At 64.0% G+C, this 20,281-nt stretch carries 17 protein-coding genes; 8 read left to right on the forward strand and 9 right to left on the reverse strand.

What is annotated here, in order from left to right:
* The first annotated feature begins 72 nt into the window (after positions 1–72).
* The gene (locus NLY42_RS30920) at positions 73–1,446 is read left to right on the forward strand and encodes a glutamate--cysteine ligase (protein WP_023681841.1); all 1,374 of its coding nucleotides are present in this window, start codon (positions 73–75) and stop codon (positions 1,444–1,446) included.
* A gap of 90 nt (positions 1,447–1,536) precedes the next feature.
* Positions 1,537–2,601: a DUF937 domain-containing protein gene (locus NLY42_RS30925; protein ID WP_023753910.1), complete on the forward strand. Its 1,065-nt coding sequence runs from the start codon at positions 1,537–1,539 to the stop codon at positions 2,599–2,601.
* Between the two features lie 233 nt (positions 2,602–2,834).
* Here NLY42_RS30925 and NLY42_RS30930 read toward each other — a convergent pair whose 3' ends face one another.
* The gene (locus NLY42_RS30930; protein ID WP_023753909.1) at positions 2,835–3,125 is read right to left on the reverse strand and encodes a DUF1127 domain-containing protein; all 291 of its coding nucleotides are present in this window, start codon (positions 3,123–3,125) and stop codon (positions 2,835–2,837) included.
* A gap of 178 nt (positions 3,126–3,303) precedes the next feature.
* Between NLY42_RS30930 and NLY42_RS30935 the strand changes: the two genes are divergently transcribed.
* Entirely contained in the window at positions 3,304–4,260 is a 957-nt protein-coding gene (locus NLY42_RS30935; protein WP_023695095.1) for a LysR substrate-binding domain-containing protein, read from the forward strand.
* Positions 4,261–4,266: 6 nt separating this feature from the next.
* Here the strand turns inward: NLY42_RS30935 and NLY42_RS30940 are convergent, their stop codons facing one another.
* The gene (locus NLY42_RS30940) at positions 4,267–6,465 is read right to left on the reverse strand and encodes a bifunctional diguanylate cyclase/phosphodiesterase (RefSeq protein ID WP_050591079.1); all 2,199 of its coding nucleotides are present in this window, start codon (positions 6,463–6,465) and stop codon (positions 4,267–4,269) included.
* A 91-nt stretch (positions 6,466–6,556) separates the two neighbouring features.
* Between NLY42_RS30940 and xseA the strand changes: the two genes are divergently transcribed.
* Together xseA and NLY42_RS30950 are read left to right on the forward strand one after the other, a co-directional pair.
* A complete protein-coding gene (gene xseA / locus NLY42_RS30945; RefSeq protein WP_023715633.1) occupies positions 6,557–8,230 on the forward strand; it encodes an exodeoxyribonuclease VII large subunit in 1,674 nt (557 codons plus the stop codon).
* Between the two features lie 8 nt (positions 8,231–8,238).
* Positions 8,239–9,357, forward strand: coding sequence for a DmpA family aminopeptidase (locus tag NLY42_RS30950; RefSeq protein WP_023715632.1), 1,119 nt, complete (start codon positions 8,239–8,241; stop codon positions 9,355–9,357).
* Between the two features lie 33 nt (positions 9,358–9,390).
* Here the strand turns inward: NLY42_RS30950 and NLY42_RS30955 are convergent, their stop codons facing one another.
* From NLY42_RS30955 to NLY42_RS30985, 7 genes are all read right to left on the reverse strand, one after another.
* The gene (locus NLY42_RS30955; RefSeq protein WP_023670565.1) at positions 9,391–9,633 is read right to left on the reverse strand and encodes a DUF768 domain-containing protein; all 243 of its coding nucleotides are present in this window, start codon (positions 9,631–9,633) and stop codon (positions 9,391–9,393) included.
* 621 nt (positions 9,634–10,254) lie between these two features.
* Positions 10,255–11,148, reverse strand: coding sequence for a sugar phosphate isomerase/epimerase family protein (locus tag NLY42_RS30960; RefSeq protein ID WP_023681847.1), 894 nt, complete (start codon positions 11,146–11,148; stop codon positions 10,255–10,257).
* Between the two features lie 66 nt (positions 11,149–11,214).
* The gene (locus NLY42_RS30965) at positions 11,215–12,153 is read right to left on the reverse strand and encodes an ABC transporter substrate-binding protein (protein WP_023753907.1); all 939 of its coding nucleotides are present in this window, start codon (positions 12,151–12,153) and stop codon (positions 11,215–11,217) included.
* Positions 12,154–12,229: 76 nt separating this feature from the next.
* On the reverse strand, positions 12,230–13,222 hold the full coding sequence (locus NLY42_RS30970; RefSeq protein WP_023753906.1) for an ABC transporter permease subunit: 993 nt from the start codon (positions 13,220–13,222) through the stop codon (positions 12,230–12,232).
* On the reverse strand, positions 13,219–14,715 hold the full coding sequence (locus NLY42_RS30975; protein ID WP_050591085.1) for a sugar ABC transporter ATP-binding protein: 1,497 nt from the start codon (positions 14,713–14,715) through the stop codon (positions 13,219–13,221). Before NLY42_RS30975 ends, NLY42_RS30970 begins: the two co-directional genes overlap by 4 nt.
* A 44-nt stretch (positions 14,716–14,759) precedes the next feature.
* Positions 14,760–16,139, reverse strand: coding sequence for an FGGY-family carbohydrate kinase (locus tag NLY42_RS30980; RefSeq protein WP_023695088.1), 1,380 nt, complete (start codon positions 16,137–16,139; stop codon positions 14,760–14,762).
* Positions 16,136–16,918 carry a DeoR/GlpR family DNA-binding transcription regulator gene (locus NLY42_RS30985; RefSeq protein ID WP_023686810.1) on the reverse strand — a complete coding sequence of 261 codons (783 nt, stop codon included), beginning with the start codon at positions 16,916–16,918 and terminating at the stop codon, positions 16,136–16,138. The genes NLY42_RS30980 and NLY42_RS30985 overlap by 4 nt, the downstream gene beginning before the upstream one ends.
* A gap of 192 nt (positions 16,919–17,110) precedes the next feature.
* Between NLY42_RS30985 and NLY42_RS30990 the strand changes: the two genes are divergently transcribed.
* From NLY42_RS30990 to NLY42_RS31000, 3 genes are read left to right on the forward strand one after another with little or no spacing between them, the layout of a single operon-like run.
* Positions 17,111–18,154 (forward strand): class II aldolase/adducin family protein, encoded by a 1,044-nt coding sequence (locus NLY42_RS30990; RefSeq protein WP_023738259.1) that lies wholly within the window; start codon positions 17,111–17,113, stop codon positions 18,152–18,154.
* Positions 18,138–19,427 carry an FGGY-family carbohydrate kinase gene (locus NLY42_RS30995; RefSeq protein ID WP_031196702.1) on the forward strand — a complete coding sequence of 430 codons (1,290 nt, stop codon included), beginning with the start codon at positions 18,138–18,140 and terminating at the stop codon, positions 19,425–19,427. Before NLY42_RS30990 ends, NLY42_RS30995 begins: the two co-directional genes overlap by 17 nt.
* On the forward strand, positions 19,424–20,275 hold the full coding sequence (locus NLY42_RS31000; protein WP_023753903.1) for a TIGR01459 family HAD-type hydrolase: 852 nt from the start codon (positions 19,424–19,426) through the stop codon (positions 20,273–20,275). The genes NLY42_RS30995 and NLY42_RS31000 overlap by 4 nt, the downstream gene beginning before the upstream one ends.
* Positions 20,276–20,281 lie beyond the last annotated feature (6 nt).

The raw sequence follows: 20,281 nt of genomic DNA on the forward strand, positions 1-20,281 counted from the left end.
TTTCGCTTGATCGGCTGCTGACATTTCGTCCATTTAGCGCCGGCGGGCTCCGAGAGCCGCAGAGGGGGCCCCATGGCGCGCGACACAACCGATTTCCGGCCAATCGAAGACATCGACGAACTGGTCGAGCATCTGGCCGAAGGCAACAAGCCGCGCGACAAGTGGCGCATCGGGACCGAGCACGAGAAGTTCCCCTTCTATGTCGACGGCAACGCGCCGGTGCCTTATGGCGGCGAGCGCGGCATCCGCGCCATCCTCGAAGGCATGCAGCAAAAGCTCGGCTGGGACCCGATCATCGATGACGGCCGCATCATCGGCCTGGTCGAGCCGACCGGCCAGGGCGCGATCTCGCTCGAGCCGGGCGGCCAGTTCGAGCTGTCGGGCGCGCCGCTGGAAACGATCCACCAGACCTGTCGCGAGGGCAATGCGCATCTGGCGCAGGTACGCGAGATCGCCGAGCCGATGGGCATCCGCTTTCTCGGCCTCGGCGGCAGCCCGAAATGGTCGCTGGCCGAGACGCCGAAAATGCCGAAATCGCGCTACGAAATCATGACCCGCTACATGCCCAAGGTCGGCACCAAGGGTCTCGACATGATGTATCGCACCTGCACCATCCAGGTGAACCTCGACTTCGAAAGCGAAGCCGACATGCGCCGCAAGATGCAGGTGTCGCTGAAGCTGCAGCCACTGTCGACGGCGCTGTTTGCCAACTCGCCCTTCACCGACAGCCGGCCGAACGGACTGCAGAGCTGGCGCGGCGACATCTGGCGCGACACCGACAACCAGCGCTCGGGCCTGCTCGAATTCTGCTTCTCGCCCGAGTTCGGCTTTGCCGACTATGTCGAATGGGCGCTCGACGTGCCGATGTATTTCGTCATCCGCGACGGCCACTATCACGACATGACGCACATCACCTTCCGCCAGTTCATGGCCGGCGTTGCCCGCAATGAAGTACCGGACGGACTGCCCACCATGGGCGACTGGGCGAACCATCTGTCGACCCTGTTCCCTGACGTCAGGCTGAAGCGCTTCCTCGAAATGCGCGGCGCCGATGGCGGGCCGTGGCGCCGCATCTGCGCGCTGCCGGCCTTCTGGGTCGGGCTGCTCTATGACGAGGCCGCGCTCGACGCCGCCGAGGCGCTGACTTCGAGCTGGACCTATGAAGAAACGCTGGCGATGCGCAATGCGGTGCCGGAACAAGGCATTTCCGCGCCGTTCCGCAACACGACGCTGCGTGAGATCGGCCGCGATGTAATGACGATTTCGCGCCTTGGGCTGAAAAATCGCGGCAGGAAGAACCGCGACGGCTATGACGAGACCTCGTTCCTCAACACGCTGGACGAAGTCGTGGCGCGCGGTACCACCAGTGCCGAGGAAATGCTGTCGGCCTACCACACGCGCTGGGGCGGCTCGATCGAGCCGGTGTTCATGGAATATGCGTATTAGCGTCGCGCCTTGAGCAGCGGCAAAAGCCGCTTCAATCGAACATCGAAACGAACTAGGTTCTCCCTCGAGGATTTCCCGGAGGAGAAACCGATGCCTACCTTGTTCGACATATTGGCGCAGGCGCAGAACGGCAACGGCATGCAGGCGCTTGCCCAGCAGTACGGGCTTTCCATGCAGCAGACGCAGGCGGCTGTCGCCGCTCTGCTGCCGGCCTTCTCGCAAGGGCTGCAACGCAACACCGCCGATCCCTATGGGCTAGGCGCCTTCATGACGGCGATGGCGAGCGGCCAGCACGCCAAATACTTCGAGGACGCGACCAGGGCTTTCTCACCGCAAGGCGTCAATGAGGGCAATGGCATTCTGGGTCATCTGTTCGGCTCGAAGGAGCTGTCGCGCGCGGTGGCCAGCCAGGCCGCGCAGGCGACCGGCGTCAGCCAGCAGATCCTGCAGCAGATGCTGCCGGCCATCGCTTCGATGGTGATGGGCGGATTGTTCAAGCAGACGACAAACCAGTTGACCGGGGGTCAGATGCAGGCCGCCGGTGGCTTCGGCGGCGGCGGCAGCAATCCGCTCGGCGAGATCATCGAACAGATGATGCGGCAGGCGGGCGGCGGGGCACAGCCTGCGCCGCAGCCAGCACCCAATCCTTACGGTGAGAACCCGCTGGGCAAAGTGCTGCAGGACATGTTCGGCGGCGGCGCCCAACAGCCGCAAAGCCAGCCGCAACAGGCGCCCAACCCATATGGCGACAATCCGCTGGGCAAGGTGCTGCAGGATATGTTCGGCGGTGGCGCGGCACAGCAACCGCAGGGCCGGCCGCAGCAGCCAACACAGCCGCAACAGACGCAGAGCCCTTACGGCGACAACCCGCTGGGCAAGATTTTTGAAGAGATGATGCGGCAAGGCGGTGGTGGCGGCTTCGGCCTGCCCGGTGGGCAGCCGGCGCCGCAGCAGCCGCAAGCACCCCAGCCGCGACAGGCACCGCAGGAGCGCCAGGCGCCGCAACCGCAGGCCAATCCGAGCGGCAGGCCACGCAATCCGTTCGACGATATTTTCGGCAAGATGTTCGAGACCGGCGCCCAGCAGCGCGACGACTATCAGAAGGGCGTGGAAACGATCTTCGACCAGTTCAAGCGGGACATGGACCGGCGGTAGTTGGCGGTAGTTGGGCGCTGACCTTCGCGGCTTCGGAGCAAGGAACGAAGCGACGCGGCGCAGACCGCACGATGACGACGGAGCTTTAAAAGAAAAGCCCGGTCCTGGAGGAGGACCGGGCCAGTGTGCAGGCTGGCCGGCGGGGAACCGGCAGGGAGTGGGGAGCCTGCTATACTCGTTGGTCGTAGCGAGCCTGAGAAAGGTTCACGGCAACCGAAACAATGCGCCCGATATCACGCTATCTGGCGGGCGAGATCTTCGATTGTATCGGCGCGATCGCTCGCAATCGCACGCAGCTTCACGGTCGGATCGGCGCCGAACGGCACATCGATGGCGACATGGAGATCCGCGCGCGTCAGGCCGATATCGGCGAGTTCGGCGTCCGACATCTCGCCGAGGCGATAGAAGGCCCGGCGATTTTTCCAGGCCTGGTAGGCATTGAGAAGGGTGTTGGCCACGCGCGTCGCAACGGCCGGACGCGAGGTGATGCGCGAGGTCGCGGTGGCGAAATCAAACGTGGTCATGTCGGTCTCCTTCAGACTCGAACTGGACAAGACCAGGCGATCGGCGCTGGGGACAGCGGCCGTTCCGGTCTCGATTCACATGCCTTCATGTGGACAATGTGAATTTGCCACGCACCGATTGATTAATCCAACGAATGTTTCTAATCTTTAGCATCAACGCTACTGATGGATTGGACCGATGAAAGCGCCACTCGATCTCGACCAGTTGCAGACCTTCATCTCGATTGCCGATACCGGCAGCTTTACCCGCGCGGCCGAGGAAGTGCTGCGCACGCAATCGGCGGTGTCGATGCAGATGCGCCGGCTGGAAGAGCGGATCGGCAAGCCGCTGTTCGAAAAGGACGGCCGCACCAACAGGCTGACCGAGGAAGGCGACAAGCTGCTCTCCTACGCGCGCCGCCTGCTCTATCTCAACCGCGAAACGCTGGCCGCCTTCGATGACCAGCGGCTCGAAGGCACCATCCGCATCGGCACCCCCGACGACTATGCCGACCGGTTCCTGCCCGAAATCATGGCACGCTTCACACGGTCAAACCCGCGCGTCGAACTGACCGTCATCTGCGAGCCTACGCCAGGCTTGGTCGAGCATATCAAGCGCGGCAATCTCGATCTTGCGCTGGTGACGCACAACGATACGCGCGGCCAGTCGGAAGTGGTGCGGCGCGAGCCGCTGCTATGGGTGACCTCGGCCAACCATGCCACGCACGAACAGGAAGTGCTGCCGATGGCCTTCGGCCGGCCGAACTGCATCTGGCGGCGCGCCGCCGTCGATGTGCTCGACCGGCAAAACCGCGACTATCGAATCCTGTTCACCAGCTTCTCGGCCACCGTCATCACCGCCGCGGTGCTGTCGGGGCTGGCGATCTCGGTGCTGCCGGAATGCGCGCTGCGGCCCGGCATGCGAGTGCTGGGCGAAGCCGACGGTTTTGGCGCCCTGCCCGACTGCCGCATCGGCATCATGCGCGGCCAGACCTCGCGTCCCGAAATCGTCGACGCTCTGGCCCGACACATCTCGGAAAGCCTCGACAATATTTCCGTGCCGCTCGGCGAAGAAACGGGAAGCTTCGATTTCGCCTCGCTCGCCTTCGCCAAGATGAAGCGGAGCAAGCCGAACCAGATCCTGCCTGGCTGGTAGGAACGATCAGGCCGACGCTGCCGCCTCCGTCGTTGCGTTGGCCGACGACAGGCCGGGCAGCGCCACCAATTGCGCCGGCTCCAGCGGCGGCGACAAGAGGTAGCCCTGCAGCTGCTGGCAGCCCATGGCGACCAGCAGCGCCTTTTGCACCTCGGTCTCTACGCCCTCGGCGGTGACCTCGACCTTGAGCGCGCCGGCGAGATCGATCAGCGCCTTGACGATGGCGCCCGAATTGCCGTCGCCGTCGAGAAGCCGCACGAAGGAGCGGTCGATCTTGAGCTTGTCGATGGCATGGCGGCGCAGATAGCTCAGCGACGAATAGCCGGTGCCGAAATCGTCGAGCACAATGCCGACGCCCGACTGGCGCAAGGCTGCCAGAGCCGCTCTGGTGGTGTCGTTGTTTTCCAGGAGAACGTTTTCGGTGATTTCGAGCTGCAGGCGCTTCGGCGCCAGTCCGGTTTCGGCGAGGATCGAGGCAACCTCTTCGGCAAAGCCGGCGTCGCGCAATTGCAGCGGCGAGACATTGACGGCGAGCCACGGCAGTTTGGTCTTCACGGCGAAGCGGCAGGCTTCCAGCAGGGCCCATGCGCCGAGCTGCCCGATCATGCCGCGTTCCTCGGCGATGGCGATGAACTGCGCCGCCGGCAGTGCGCCATGGACCTCATGCGCCCAGCGGATCAGCGCCTCGGCGCCGACAATGGTCTTGCCGTCGCTGGCAAAGACCGGCTGGTAGGCGAGCTTGATACCGGTGCCGCCATTCAGCGCGCTGCGCAGCTCGCTCTCGACCTTGCGCTTGCGCAGCAAAAGGTCGTCCATGTCGCCGGCGAAGACCTGGTAGCGGCCACGGCCGTTCTTCTTGGCTTCGTAGAGCGCGATGTCGGCCTTGCGCAGCAGATCGTCTGCGTCGGCATCAGGGCCTGTCGACAAGGCTATGCCGATGCTGGCGCTGATAAAGACCTGATCGTCCATCAGCTTGAACGGCTCCTGCAGTTTCTGCAGCACCCTCTCGGAAATATCCTCGGCGTTCCTTACGTCGCGGACATCGATCAGGATCACCGCGAATTCGTCGCCACCCAGTCTTGCCACCGTGTCGACGTCGCGAACCGTATGCTGAAGCCTGGCCGCCGTCTGGCGCACGAGTTCGTCGCCTGCCGGGTGACCAAGCGTGTCGTTGACATGCTTGAAGCGATCTAGATCGAGATAAAGCAGCGCGACCTTGCTTTCATTGCCGGAGGTAAGCAAGGCACGCCGCAGCCTGTCCTCGAACAGTGCCCGGTTGGGCAGGCCGGTGAGCGTGTCGTGAAAGGCGAGATATTGCGCCTGGGCCTGGCTGGTCTGCAGCGCCGATGACGCACGGCGCAGACGCCGGAGCAGAAAGGCGAGCACGCTCGCCGCAACCAGCGCGGCCAGAGCCAGGGCCGGGCTGGCCTTGCCCACCAGCGTCAGGCCGGGCCGTTCCTGGTCCCAGGCAATATAGCCGAGGATGACACCCTGTTTGTCGATAAGCGGAATGGCAGCCGAGCCAAGCGGCTGAGCCATCGGCAGGAGATGCGCCCCCGCCAGCAGATATTTCTGCGCGATCTTGCCGATCACCGCGTCGTTGATGAACACTATGGAGACATGCAGATATTCGCTGCCGGATGCCTGGGTGACGCGATCCGAACTCGGCACCAGAGGCATGACGCTGAGTATGGCAGGCTGACCGCCAAGCGAGACCAGATCGTCGGCAACGAATTTTGCGCCGGCCTGGCTTGCGTCCTTGCTCATCATCTGGCGCAACCTGGCGATGGTCGGCCGCAAAGCGGGTTCGTCCTCGCCAAAGACGGCAGGCGACACGACCTTGCCTTCGCGCATGGCGTGGACCGGCCGGTTGGCGTTGTCCAGCACATAGACCCGGTTGTGGCCGTAATACGAGTACATCCAGACGCTGAAATTCTCGGCCATCCAGGTCTGGTTGCCGGCCTTGGCGTTTATAACGGAATCATCCCAGACGGCGACGCTTTCCTGCTCGCGCTTTACCGCGGCGATCTGGTCCTGCAGGCCGTTGGCAAGGAAAACCTTCTCCCGCTCGAGCGAGACCCGGTCGGCCTGCATGGTGGCGTAAAGGCCGAAGCCGACAACGATGGCCAGTGCAAAAACGGCAAGCGTCAGCACCGTCAGGGTGACCTGGAACGTCAACGGGCTGCGTTGTTTGCGGGCGCTCATGCGTCCTCCTTGGCCCAGAGTCAATCAGGCCAGGCTTAAGATCAAGTTATGGAATCTTGACGCGGAGCGACAACAGCCGCTCAATCGGCCGATGAGCGACGCAGAATCCGAATCACGAACCAATGCCACCGAATACACGGTGAGCGAGATTTCCGGCGCGCTGAAGCGCACGGTCGAGGATGTCTTCGGCCATGTGCGGGTGCGCGGCGAAATTTCCGGCTATCGCGGGCCGCACTCTTCCGGCCATGCCTATTTCACCCTGAAGGACGACCGCGCGCGGCTCGATGCCGTGGTCTGGAAAGGCACGATGAGCCGGCTGAAATTCCGTCCCGAAGAGGGGATGGAGGTGATCGCCACCGGCAAACTCACCACCTATCCCGGCAAATCCAACTACCAGATCGTCATCGACAATCTAGAACCCGCCGGCGCCGGGGCGCTGATGGCGCTTTTGGAAGAGCGCAAGCGGCGACTGCAGGCCGAAGGACTTTTCGATGCCGGCCGCAAGCGGCGGCTGCCGTTCATGCCGCGCACCATCGGCGTCGTCACCTCGCCGACCGGATCGGTGATCCGTGACATCATCCATCGCATCAAGGACCGCTTTCCTCTGCATGTGCTGGTCTGGCCGGTAAGAGTCCAGGGCGAGACGGCGGGGGCGGAAGTGACGGCCGCCGTCAACGGCTTCAACGCGCTGGCCTGGGATGGCGCGATTGCCCAGCCCGACCTTCTGATCGTGGCGCGCGGCGGCGGCAGCCTCGAGGACCTCTGGGGGTTCAACGATGAAGGGCTGGCGCGCGCCGTCGCCGCCTCGCGCATTCCGGTGATTTCGGCCGTCGGGCACGAGACCGACTGGACCTTGATCGACCTCGTCGCCGACATGCGCGCACCGACGCCGACAGGTGCGGCGGAGATCGCGGTGCCGGTGAAAGCGGACCTCGAAGCGACACTAGCCAGTCTTGGCGCACGTCTCAAAGCAGCCACCTTGCGCAATTTCGAACGCAAGCGGCAGGCCTCGCGTGCGGCGGCCCGGGCACTGCCCTCACCCGACCAGTTGCTGGCGCTGCCGCGACGGCGGCTGGACGAGGCGGCCAGCCGGCTTAGCCGGGGGCTGATGGTCTCCACCGAAAGAAAGCGAGCTCGGTTCTTCGCCGTGAAGCTCACTCCGGCAACGCTGTCGCGGCGGATTGCCGAGGCGCGACGAACCAACGACCGCAACCTTTTGCGCGCCCAGGGGGCGCTGCGCGCATTGGCGAGAGCCCGGCGCGCGGAACTCAATCGCGCAGCGGATCAACTGCCAAAATGCGCAAAAGCATCCCTGCAACGGCACAGGCAGCAACTGGCTTTGCTGCAAGGCCGCATTACGATCGAGCCAACGGCACGGCGGCAAACCGTGCAGAGGGATCTGCTGACAGCTTTGACGAGACGCGGCACGCAAGCGGTACTGCTCAGGCTGGAGCGACTGCGCGGCCGCATTGTCCAATCCGAGAGGCTGATGGCAACGCTGTCGCACAAGGCTGTGCTGGCCCGCGGCTTCGCGCTGGTCAAGGATGCCGACGGCGCGGTGATCAAACTGGCAGTTGATGTGACGCCGGGCGCTGGCCTGCAGCTGGAGTTCGCCGACGGCATCGTAAATGCGGTCGCGACCGGCGACGCCGAGCGGGTGCAGGCCGTTGCCAAACCAGCGGCCACGCCGCCCGCCAGCAAACCCGCCGCAAAGCCGGCGGCCAGCAAACCGAAAGAACCGGGCAATCAGGGCTCGCTTTTTTAGAGGACCGCATGACCGGACATGACCCGCATCTTCAAACGCCGGCGGGCAAGCCGCGCGCCCGTGCTTTCGGCATTGCCTTCGAGGGCACGCCGGGCGGCTTCAACGCCATCACCGATGTGCCCGGCGTATCGGTCGGCTATGCGACGCTGATTTCCGGCGAGGGTCTGCTCGAGGTTGGCACGGGGCCGGTGCGCACCGGCGTCACCGCCATCCTGCCGCGGCCGTTGGCTGAGCTCGCCACGCCGGTGTTTGCCGGTGTCTTCAGCCAGAACGGCAATGGCGAGTTGACGGGGTCGCACATTATCGAGGAAGTCGGCGCCTTCAACCTGCCGGTCACGATCACCAACACGCATTCCTGCGGCGTTACCCGCGACGGCACGCTGCGTTGGATGCAACGCGTGCTGCCGCCGGCGCTCGACAGCGGCTGGGGCCTGCCGGTTGCGGCGGAGACCTATGATGGTTTCCTCAACGACATCAACGGTCATCACGTCGGCTTCGAAGATGTCGAAGCCGCGCTCGACGGTGCCGCCGGTGGAGCGATCGAGGAAGGCAGTGTCGGCGGCGGCACCGGCATGATTGCCTTTGGCTTCAAGGCCGGCTCGGGCACGGCATCGCGCATCGTCGAGTGGCAGGGCATCAGGCATACGGTCGGCGTATTCGTGCAGGCGAATTTCGGCAAGCGGCGCAATTTCACACTGCGCGGCGCCCGCGTCGGGCCTGATCTGGTAGAGCCGGCGATGCGCGAAGGCACGCCGCGTGCCGAAAAGGGCTCGATCATCGCCATCGTCGCCACCGATGCGCCATTTCTGCCGCACCAGATGAAGCGGCTGGCAAAGCGCGTGCCGCTCGGCATCGCCATGACAGGCGGCTTCGGCTACCACAGTTCGGGCGACATTTTTCTGGCCTTCACCACCGCCAATCCGCAAGCAGCACTTGCACCATCGGGACGAACCGCAAACGTCGCTTACATCCCGGACGTCGATATCGATCCGTTCTTCGATGCGGTGGCGCAAGGCGTAGAGGAGGCGATTCTCAATGCAATGGTCGCCAATGAGGATATGAGCGGACGCGACGGCAATTTCGTGCCGGCGCTGCCGAAGGCCTGGCTGAAAGATCGATTTGGATAGAGGACAAGGCCTGGCGGCGCCAGGCCTGTTGCGTCACGGCTTGGCCGCGTTGCTCTGGTCGGCCTCGGCCGCCTCTTCGAGCCGCGATGCGATCAGTTCCTGGATGTCGCCGACTTCTTCCTGGATATCTTCCAGCGGAATGCCGACCTCAGCGGCCTTGGCCGCGCACTCCTTGGCGAGGGTCTCGGCCTGCTTCTCGATCTTTACCGGCGAGTGCTGGCAGTGGACCTTTTCACCGATCCATCCGCGCAAGAACTCGATCGCATGTTCACTCATACTGCTTTTCCCTGGCGGCTATGCCGGTTGGTAACCGTAAACGTCCGCACCCGGTAAAGGATGCATGCTGCCATTCGAACCGAGTCGGCTTCGCCCGGCAAGTTGATCTTGTCGGAGGTCCGAAGAGCCGAATGAAGGGAAGGGTTCAATGAGCACGTTCTGATTGTTTGATAGAGTGGTACGTTGGCCGGGATCGGCTTCGGCTCTATGCTGTTGTTCTTACGATCTTTTCCTGCTGTCGACGGCCGATTTGTATCACAATAGGGATCACAACGCGTAACACATTTTCTGCTGCTTCGTGGTACACAGCCACAGCTACACGGTCGAAGCCGCCGCTATATAGTGACATCATTATGCGATGTCGACTCTATCAGCCATCCTGCTTCCTTCCGCCGCGCTGTGTCAAACGTCATCCCCGTCCAGTATGGAGATCGGATGGCCCCGGAGGGCGTATGAAGATGTTGATTTTATTGCGTTTCGTGAGCCAAAATCAGAAAGCTCTCGTCAGCGTCACCCCGCTCGACTGCCTCCGCCACACTCAGCGCCTCCGACGTCGATTCCTTGCACGTAACGCGCGGGCCGGATGAACGACAACATTGGCGCTTTGGCAGCGCGCTCCTGCTAAGGACGATGTCTCGATGCGACAAGCTCTGCCTTGCGCTGCGCCGTCTCCAGCCCGATTGAGATGAAGGCGCGCGCATGCCGGGCCAGTTCCATATTGTCGGCCCACAGATTGCGCCAGATCGCGGTCTTCCGTGAGAGGTTCTCGTCGACGATCTTCGACGAGAAGGATTCAAAGCTGAGGTCGTCCCTATAGCCGATTGCGGTCAGCGCATCGAAGATGGCGGCAAAGTCGATATTGCCGGTGCCGAGGAAACCGCGATGGCTCTCGCCGATATGGACATAGCCGATCTTGTCAGCGGCATGGCGGATAGCCAGTCCGACATCGGCCTCCTCGATGTTCATGTGGAAGGTATCGAGATGCAGGAAGATGTTGTCGGAGCCGGTGTCCGCGATGAAGGCCAGGCCTTGTGAAGCGGTGTTGAGCAGATTGCTTTCGAAGCGGTTGACGATCTCCAGATTGAGCGTGACGCCGGCGGCCTTGGCCGTCTCCGCAACCTTCGCAAGTGTCCCCGCGCTGCGGTTCCACTGATCGCGCGTCGGCGCCTGCGTCTGCAAGCCGTGGCTGGTGCTGAGGATGCCGCCAATCTTCTGGCCGCCGAGATCGCGGGTGAGCGCGATCGTCTCGTTGAGGATCTCGACGCCGCGCGCGGCAACCGCCTTGTCGGCACTCGAAATGTCGCCGTCGGCCGGCAGGCCGATGCTGATCGCGACGCCGAGCTTGAGGTCGGCGATGCGCCTGGCCAACCCGCCAACGTCGACATTGGCCGGGTCAAGATAGGAGAACTCGATCAGGTCGAAGCCGGCCTCTCTGGTGTTGGCCAGCGTGCGTTCGAGGTCGCCTTGCGCCGAGCTCGCCGACCAGACGAAGGAATGAATACCGATGCGCGACATGATCGTCTCCCGTTTCTGGAATTGAGATGCGGCCGGGTTGCCCCGGCCGCATCGGCCTTGGGAGGCTTAGCGGGCTGCGGTCCAGCCCTTGTAGTCTTTCAGGTTCTCGGCCGTGATCAGCTTCGGGTCGAGCAGCACGGTCGGCTCCGCCGGCTTCTTGCCGGCAAGCAGCTCAGCCGCCATCGTCAGCGACTGGCCAGCCATCACGTAGGGATCCTGCGAAGCCGAGGCCTTGATCAACGAGGTGCCGGAAGCGAGTTCCTTCTCGATATCGGGAGCGCCATCCACTGCGGTGAAGATGAACTCCGAGCGATTGAGCTGCTTGGCCGCAAGCTGGGCGCCGATCGCCGTCGGATCGTTGATGGCAAACACCGCATCGATCTTGTCGAAGCGGGTGAGCAGCGACTGGAAGACCTTCAGGCCGCCGTCGCGCGAGCCTTCGGCATTCTGGTCGTCGGAGAGGATCTTGATGTCGGGGTGTTTTGCAAGGACGTCCTTGCAGCCCTTCACCCGCTCCAGGATCGACGACGACGCCGGGCCGTTGAGGATAACGTAGTCGCCCTTGCCGCCGGTGTGGTCGACCAGATACTGGCAGGCCTCTTCGCCGGCCTTGACGTTGTTGGTCATGACGGTGACGTCGGCGCCTGGCGCCGAAACGTCGAAGGCGGCAACGACGATGCCCGCTGCTTGCGCCTTCTTCACCGCCGGGCCGATCGCCTTGGCGTCGACCGCATTGAGCATGATGACGTCGACGCCGGCGGCGATGAAGGAATCGACCTGAGAGACCTGCTTGTTGAGGTCGTAGTCGGCCGACACTGACGTCACCTCGACCTTCGGGTTGATCTTCTTGGCCGCGTCCTCGATGCCCTTGATGGTGGCGACGAAGAAGGGGTTGCCGAGCAGGCCGACCGAGATGCCGACCTTGTTGAGGTCCTTGGCCGATGCGGGCGCGATGGCGGCAGCCGCGAGTGCGACGCCGCAGAGCAGTTTAGCGATGGTCTTCATTGCTTTCCTCCAATTGCCCCGCGCCTCTCACGGTGCGTTACACAAACCGGTCGTTTACGCCGGCGACCAAGGTCAATCACGTTCTCGCTCCTGCCTGGAGCCTGTAGCGGTCGAGGGCGACTGCCACGATGATGACCAATCCCTTGATGATGTACTGCCAGATGTCCGAGACACCGGCCAAGATAAGCCCATTGGAGAGCACCGCTATGATCAGGCCGCCGATCAGCGTGCCCCAGATCGAGCCGACGCCGCCGACGAAGCTGGTGCCGCCGAGAATGACCGCGGCGATGGCATCCAACTCGTAGGACTGGCCGAGTTGCAGCCCGTTGGCCGCATAAAGCCGGGCCGCTGACATGGCGCCGCCAAGGCCGGCCAGCAGGCCGGAAACGCCATAGACAAAGAGCAGCACCAGCGGCACCTTGATGCCGGTCAGCCGCGCCGCTTCGGCATTGCCGCCGACGGCATAGATCCAGGTGCCGAGCACGGTGCGCTTGAGCACCAGCCAGGACAGCACCACGACCGACAAGGCGATGATGACCAGCCAGGGAACGCCGAACAGCGTACCGTTGCCGATGAAGTCGAACGGCAGGTCCGAGTTGAACACCGTGGTGTCCTGGCCGAGCAGGCGGGCGACGCCGCGCACAGCGGTCAGCGACCCCAGCGTGACGATGAAGGGCGGCAGTCTGATATAGGCGATCAGCAGCCCGTTGATGACGCCGAAGCCGAGGCCGACGAGAATGGCCGCCGGCACGCCCAGCAGTCCCCAATCAGGCACCAGCGACACCATCACCGCCACCATCGCCGAGGCGGCAAGTATCGAGCCAACGGACAGGTCGATCCCGCCGGTCAGGATGACGAAGGTCATGCCCGCTGCCAGCACGATGTTGATCGACGATTGCTGCATGACGATCAGCAAATTGGTCTGGGTGAAGAAGCGCGCGTTCATCAACTGAAAGCCGACCGCCAGCAGGATCAGGATCGGCAGCATTCCAAGGGCGGCGAAGGCGGTGCGCAACCGCCGGCTCCTGCGGACAACCTGGCCACTGATCTCGGTCGCCTTGTCGGTCATCCCTTGGCCGCTCCCGTTGCAAGTTCCATGATTGCTTCCTGGCGCAGCGGCTGGTCTTTGGACGCCGTAACCTCGCCGGCAATCGTGCCGTCGCGCATTACCAGCACGCGGTCGGCAACGCCGATCACCTCCGGCAGTTCGCTGGAGATCACCAGGATGGCGATGCCCTTTTTGGCGAGATTGTCGATCAGCCGGTAGATTTCCGACTTCGCTCCGACATCGACGCCGCGCGTCGGTTCATCCAGGATGACCACTTGCGGCTCGGTCTCGAGCAGGCGGGCAAGCAACACTTTCTGCTGGTTGCCGCCCGACAGCGAACCGGCATTGGCCTGCACCGACCTGGTGCGGATGGAGAGATCCGAAACGGCAGTGGCAGCACGTCTCTCGGCGGCTTTGAAATCGCGCAAGCCGCCGGGCCGCGCATCCCTGGCCAGCACGCCCATGCTGATGTTGTCGGAGATCGACATGTCGAGAAAGAGGCCGAGCTCCTTGCGGTCCTCGGTGAGATAGGCGATGCCGGCATTCAGTGCCTCGCTTGGCGAGCCGATGGTTACGGGCTTGCCGTCGAGTTCCAGCGTGCCGGCGATGCGTCTGTCGGCACCGAAGATCAGTCGCGCGAGTTCGGTGCGGCCCGAGCCGACAAGGCCAGCCAGAGCCAGCACCTCGCCCTTGTACAGTTCGAAGGAGCAGTTCTTCAGGAGATTGCCGTCCGCCATGCCGCGCACCGACAAGGCGACCGCGCGCTTGTTGTCCGGCGGGCGATGATCCTTCCTGTAAAAAGCGGACAGGTCGCGGCCAACCATCATCGAGACGAGGCGCGAGGCGTTCAGCTCGGCACGCTCGAGTGTGCCGACATAGCCGCTGTCGCGCAGCACGCTGACACGGTCGGCCAACTGGTAGACCTCTTCCATGCGGTGGCTGATGTAGATGATGGCGATGCCTTGCGACTTCAGCGTCGCGATGACCTCGAAGAGACGGTCGGTCTCGCGCGAGGTCAGCGAGGTGGTTGGCTCGTCCATGACGATGATGCGCGCGCTGGTCGAAAGCGCGCGGGCGATTTCGACCAGCTGACGCTCGCCGAGCGACAGGCTGGAAACCTGAGCCCGTGCGGAGAAGGACACGCCGAGACGCTTGATGATCTCATTGCTGCGCCGGTAGCATTGGTCGCGGTCGACGATGCCGAAACGCCTCGGCTCATTGCCGAGGAAGATGTTCTGCGCGACCGTCAGGTTGGGCGCCAGCGACAGTTCCTGATAGATAACCGCAATGCCGTGAGCCCGCGCCTTGATCGGGTCGCCGGTGGCGACCGGCACGCCGTCGATCAGTATCTCGCCGCCGGCATCAGGCCGATAGGCGCCGGACAGCACCTTCATCAAAGTCGACTTGCCAGCACCGTTTTCACCCATCAGCGCATGGACTTCGCCGGCATGGACGGTCAGCGACACGTCCTGCAAGGCGCGGACTGGCCCGAACGTCTTCGAGATGTGCCGCATTTCCAGCACTGGCTGGCGCGTGACTTCGGCCTGAGCAGCGACAATCACCGTGCGCCTCCCGCTGCCGCGCGGGGGATGCCCTGCTCGCCGATGAGGCCACGCCATGTGTCGCGATATCGGGCAAGTCCGGTGAAGCTTGCGGCACGCACGGGCTCCGGCACTTCCGCGGCAAATTCGCGGCCGACGGTCTCGAAGGCCAGCGCCGCCGCCCCGGTGGCGCTGCCCTCCAGTGTGGCCCCTTGCAGGAAGGCCTGGCTGGGACGCAGTTGCGCCACTAGCCCGGCGAGCAGGCCGCCAGCGTTCAGTCCGCCATCGACGATCACGGTGTTGTCCGAATGGATCTGGTCGAGGCAGAGGTCGACCATCAGCGCGACGTAGAGCAGCGCCACGGCTGCGCGTTCCTCGGCGCTTGGCATGCGGCCGACCAATTTGCCGGCGCGGCCGGGCATTGGGCCGCCCGGCGCGAAGCTCGGCAGCGCCATGCTGCCGGCGTTGATCACCCGCTGCACTGTCGCCGGCGCGATCGCGCCTTGCCAGCCGTCGCTGATCGTGGCGAATTCGCGCCCGCCCATAAAGCGGATGGTCGGCACAGGGCCGCCGTCGACATCGACATTGACCAGCATGTCGCGCTGGCCATCGAGCGCGTCGAGCAGGCAATCCGGATTAAGCACGACCACCCAGGTGCCGGTCGAGACGACGGTGACCGGGCCAAGCTCCTGCCGGCGATAGGCATGGAGCGCGGCATTGCTGTCATGGACACCATTGTGGATGGCGATCCGCCGCTTCGTATCGCCGAGGCGTTGCTCGCCGACAACCGAGCCCGCCCGCTCGAAAGCGGGCATCCGGTCGCGCCAGCCCTCAATGTCGACCAGCGAACTGAAGTCGCGCTTGCGCGGCGCCCATAAATGCGAGTGGCAGCCGAGATAGGACACTTCCGAGACCGCCCGGCCGCCAAACCGCCAGCTCCAGTATTGTGGATAGCCGAGGATCGATTTCGCGGCCGTGAATGCACCGGGTTGCACCGCCTGTAGCCACAGCATGTGGCGACCGTAGTTGAAGCCGAGCGGCAATCGCGGCGAGAAGGTCTCGGTGAAATCCGGAACGAGGCGATCAATTTGCGCGGCAATATCAGCCGGCGGCTCTTGCTCGTAATCGAGTATCGGATGCGTCAGCGCCGCCTCGTCGACCAGGGCAAAGGTGCAGCCATGGCCCGACACCATCACGCCCTCTACGCCATGGATGTCGGCGGCCTCGCTTACGGCGCGAACCGCCCAATCGTGAAGTGCTGCCTCATCAAGCACGCTGAAGCCATCTTTGCGCATCCAGTTCGGCCGGGTCCGGCGCTCGTCGACGATGCGCCCGTCCTGAGCGAAGACGAACAGCTTCGAATTGGTCTTGCCGAAATCGAGGACGGCCATCTTCACTGGATGGCTCCCGAAGCCGAGGCGACGCGCACCATGACGCCCGCGTCTTCCAGCATGCGCGCGTCGACGTCGGACAGGCCGTCATCGGTCACCAGCGTGCCGATGCGCGACAAGGGCAGCGCGATGTTACGGGCGTGGATCGACAGTTTGCGGCTGTCGGCCAGCACCACGATCTGGTCGGCACACAGGCTGAGATCGGCGATGGAGCGGACCAGCAGCGGGTGCGATTCCAGCACGCCCTCCTGGCCAAGGCCTTGCGCGCCGAGAAAGAACTTCGATGCGTAGAACGGCTCCGCCTGGGTCGGTGAATGGATGATGCCCGGCTCACGATGCAGATCGCCGCCGGCAACGGTCAGGCTGCAATGGCCGTGGTCGCTCAGATAGGCCGCGAGCGGCATCGAATTGGTATAGAGACGGATGCTGCGCTCAGCCAGCTTGACCCCAAGGTGGAAGCAGGTCGAACCGCCATGCACGATGACCGCATCGCCGTCGCGCACCATCGTGGCCGCGAGAGCGGCGATCTGCCGCTTGGCCTCGACCGCGAGGTCGCGGTTCTCGTCATAGGGTCTGGCATAGGCAACACCCGCCTGTGAAGCGCCGTCGAGCGCCGAGATGCCGCCATAGACCTTCCGTGCTTCACCGGCCTCGTCGATCTTGTCGATGTCGCGCCGCACCGTCGCCGCCGACACGCCGAGCTGCTCCTGCAGTTCGCGCACCGACGCGAAGGGACGATCCCGCAGCAACTCGACGATCTGACGCTGGCGGCCGGAGTCGCTCAATCGTTTTCCTCCCGGAAGCCGTTTTTGCCACGGCATTTGACGTAACTTACTCAACATCTTTCCGATTGCAAGAACTTTTGATGACATTAGATCACTATTGACGTAAGTCGCTCGCATCTGCGATACACATCAACATCCCACGACGGGTATCCGAAGCTGCGAGGCTGGCGGGGCTGATAGAGGAAATGCGCCATGGCGACCTATGCGGATGCGCAGGAAATGGCTGCCTTGCGGGCGCTTTCGGCCAGCATCGGGCGCAGCCCAAACCTGACCCAGGCCGCCGGCGGCAACACCTCGCTGAAAGCCGGCGACACGCTGTGGATCAAGGCTTCCGGCACATGGCTGAAGGATGCGCTCTCCGAAGATATCATGGTGCCGGTGGCCATGGCGCCGCTGCTCAGGGCTGTCGAACAGCGCGACAGCGCCGCCGACCAGCCGCAGATCTTCGCCATCGAGACGCTCAACGCCCGGCGCCTGCGCCCTTCGATTGAAACCACCGTTCACGCGCTGATGCCGCAGCGCGTCGTCCTGCATGTCCATTGCGTCGAAACCATTTCGCTGGCGGTACAGGCCAATTGCGAGGTGGAAGCCGCCAGACGCCTTGATGGTCTCAAATGGGCGTATGTTCCTTATTTCCGGCCAGGCCTGCCGCTTGCCCAGGGTATTGCCGAGCGGCTTCAGGCTGGGGTCGACGTGCTGATCCTTGCCAATCACGGGCTGGTCGTCGCGGCCGATACCGTCGCCGAGGCCGAAGTGCTGCTGCGCCGCGTCACGCTGCTTCTGGCGCGGCCGGCGCGCCAAGTGGCGGAACCGGATGTTGCGGGATTGGCGGCGCTGGCCGGGAAAACCGGTTACAGGCTGCCGGCGGAAATCGAGGCGCACGCGGTCGCCATCGATCCCGAAAGCCGCCGCATGGCGTCCGGGGGCAGCCTCTACCCCGATCACGTCATCTTTCTGGGTCGGGGGTCGGTGGTGGCAAAGCCCGGTGAGGATGTGCCGCGCGTCATCGAGCGGTGCGGTGCAAACCCCGTGGCGATCCTGTTTCCCGGGCTGGGCGTGCTGATGCGCGGCGATGCCAGTGCGGGCGCCGACGCCATGCAACGCTGCCTTGCCGACGTGACGGCACGCATCGACATTGCAGCGCGGCTGAACTACCTCACCGCCGCGGAGAACGATGAACTGGTCAACTGGGACGCCGAGAAGTATCGCCAGAAACTCAATGCCGCCAGCCGCTGACACGCCGCTTGCCATAGGCATCGACATCGGCACGTCCGGCGCGCGCGCGGTCGCCATGCGTCCAGATTTTTCCATTGCCGCGCGTTCCGCCGTTTCGCTCGAGTTGTTTGGCCGGAATGCCCGCGACCCTGCAGTGTGGTGGTCAGCGGTCGGCGCAGCGCTGGCGGAACTGCTTTCGGGCATCGACCGAACAGCGGTCCGGTCGATCGCTGTTGACGGCACTTCAGGTACGTTGCTGCCGGTCGACGGCGCCGGGCGGCCGCTGGCCGAGCCGCTGATGTACAACGATACGGTCGCCGACAACGCCATTCTGGTCGCGATCGCTCGCGAAGCCCCAGCGACCAGTGCCGCACTTGGGGCGACGTCCGGTCTCGCCAAGGCGCTCTGGTTCCAGCGCACGCCCGGTGTTGCCGCGGTGCTGCATCAGGCGGACTGGATCGCGGGACAATTCTCCGGTCGCTTCGATGTCAGCGACGAGAACAATGCCTTGAAAACCGGTTACGACATCACGGCCCGCTGCTGGCCGGACTGGATTGCGGCCACCGAAATGCGCATGGAGTTGCTGCCCGGTATCGCCAGGCCGGGCGATGTCGTCGGCAAGCTCACCGCGGATGCCGCGGATATGTTCGGCTTACCGCGCGAAATCGCCGTCGTCGCCGGAACGACCGATGGCTGCGCCTCGTTCCTGGCGACAGGTGCCGCGGCAATAGGCGACGGCGTCACCGCGCTGGGGTCGTCGTTGACCGTCAAGATCCTGTCCGACCGGCCTATCTCGGCGCCACGCTTCGGCATCTACAGCCATCGGCTTGGAGATGTCTGGCTGGCGGGCGGCGCATCGAACTCCGGCGGCAAGGTGCTGACACAGCATTTCCCTCTGGCGCGCATCGTCGAGCTGAGCATGGCGATCGACCCGATGACCGAGACCGGCCTCGACTACTATCCTCTTGCCACTGCAGGCGAACGCTTTCCGATCGCCGATCCGGCACTGCCGCCGCGTCTTGTGCCGCGACCGGTGGAGGACGCCGACTATCTGAAAGCCATGTTGGAGGGTATCGCCGCGATCGAGGCGCTCGGCTATGACAGGCTCGCCGAGCTCGGCGCTCCGCAGCTGACGTCGGTCAGAAGCGTCGGCGGCGGTGCGGCGAATGCCGCCTGGACGGCGATCCGGCAGCGCAGACTTGGTGTTGATTTCCTGCCGGCACTTTCGGACGAAGCCGCCGCCGGCACAGCGCGGCTGGCGCTGACGGGCGCAAGCGCGGCGGGGCTTCTATGAGCGCGAAAACAGTCGAACACCTCAACGGCGTCAACCAGCTGGCCGAGCGCTATGATGTTTTCCTGCTCGATCAGTTCGGCGTGCTGCATGACGGCACCAGCCCCTATCCAGGGGCGGTGGAAGCACTGTCGGCGCTGAAGCGCGCCGGCAAGACCATTGTGCTGATCTCGAACTCCGGCAAGCGGGCGGGGCCCAACGAGAGCCGGCTGCTAAAGCTCGGCTTCGAACCGGGAAGCTGGGACCATTTTGTTTCTTCCGGCGAGGTCGCGTGGGAGTTCTTCCACGACATGGCGGTATCCGGAAAGCTACTGCCAAACACGAAATGCCTGTTGATAAGCCGCGACGATGACCGCTCGGCGATCGAAGGTCTGCCGTTCGCATTGACCAAGGACGGTGACGATGCCGGGCTGGTGCTGATTTCGGCCAGCGAGGGCGACCGCTACGATCTTGAGCACTATCGCCGGCTTCTTGCGCCGGCTGCGGTGCGGCAGGTGCCATGCTTTTGCACCAACCCTGACAAGATCATGCTAACGGCAGTGGGGCCGCGCTTCGGCGCCGGCCGGCTGGCGGATCTCTACGAGGACCTCGGTGGTAGCGTCACGCGTATCGGCAAGCCTTACCCCACTATATTCGGCGCTGCGCTAGCGGTGGCAGGCAATCCAGACCGCAGCACTGTGGTCTGCGTCGGCGACAGCGTCGAACACGACATCGCCGGCGGACTTGCTGCCGGCGTGGCCACGGTGCTGGTTCTGTCAGGAATATTGGCGGACACACCTGACCTGTTCGACCTATTAGACACGATGGACGCCTACCCGGATTACACCATGGATGGCTTCAGGTTTCGCTGATTTGAT

It is taken from the genome of Mesorhizobium sp. C372A (genome assembly GCF_030323245.1).
Taxonomy (GTDB): Bacteria; Pseudomonadota; Alphaproteobacteria; order Rhizobiales; family Rhizobiaceae; genus Mesorhizobium.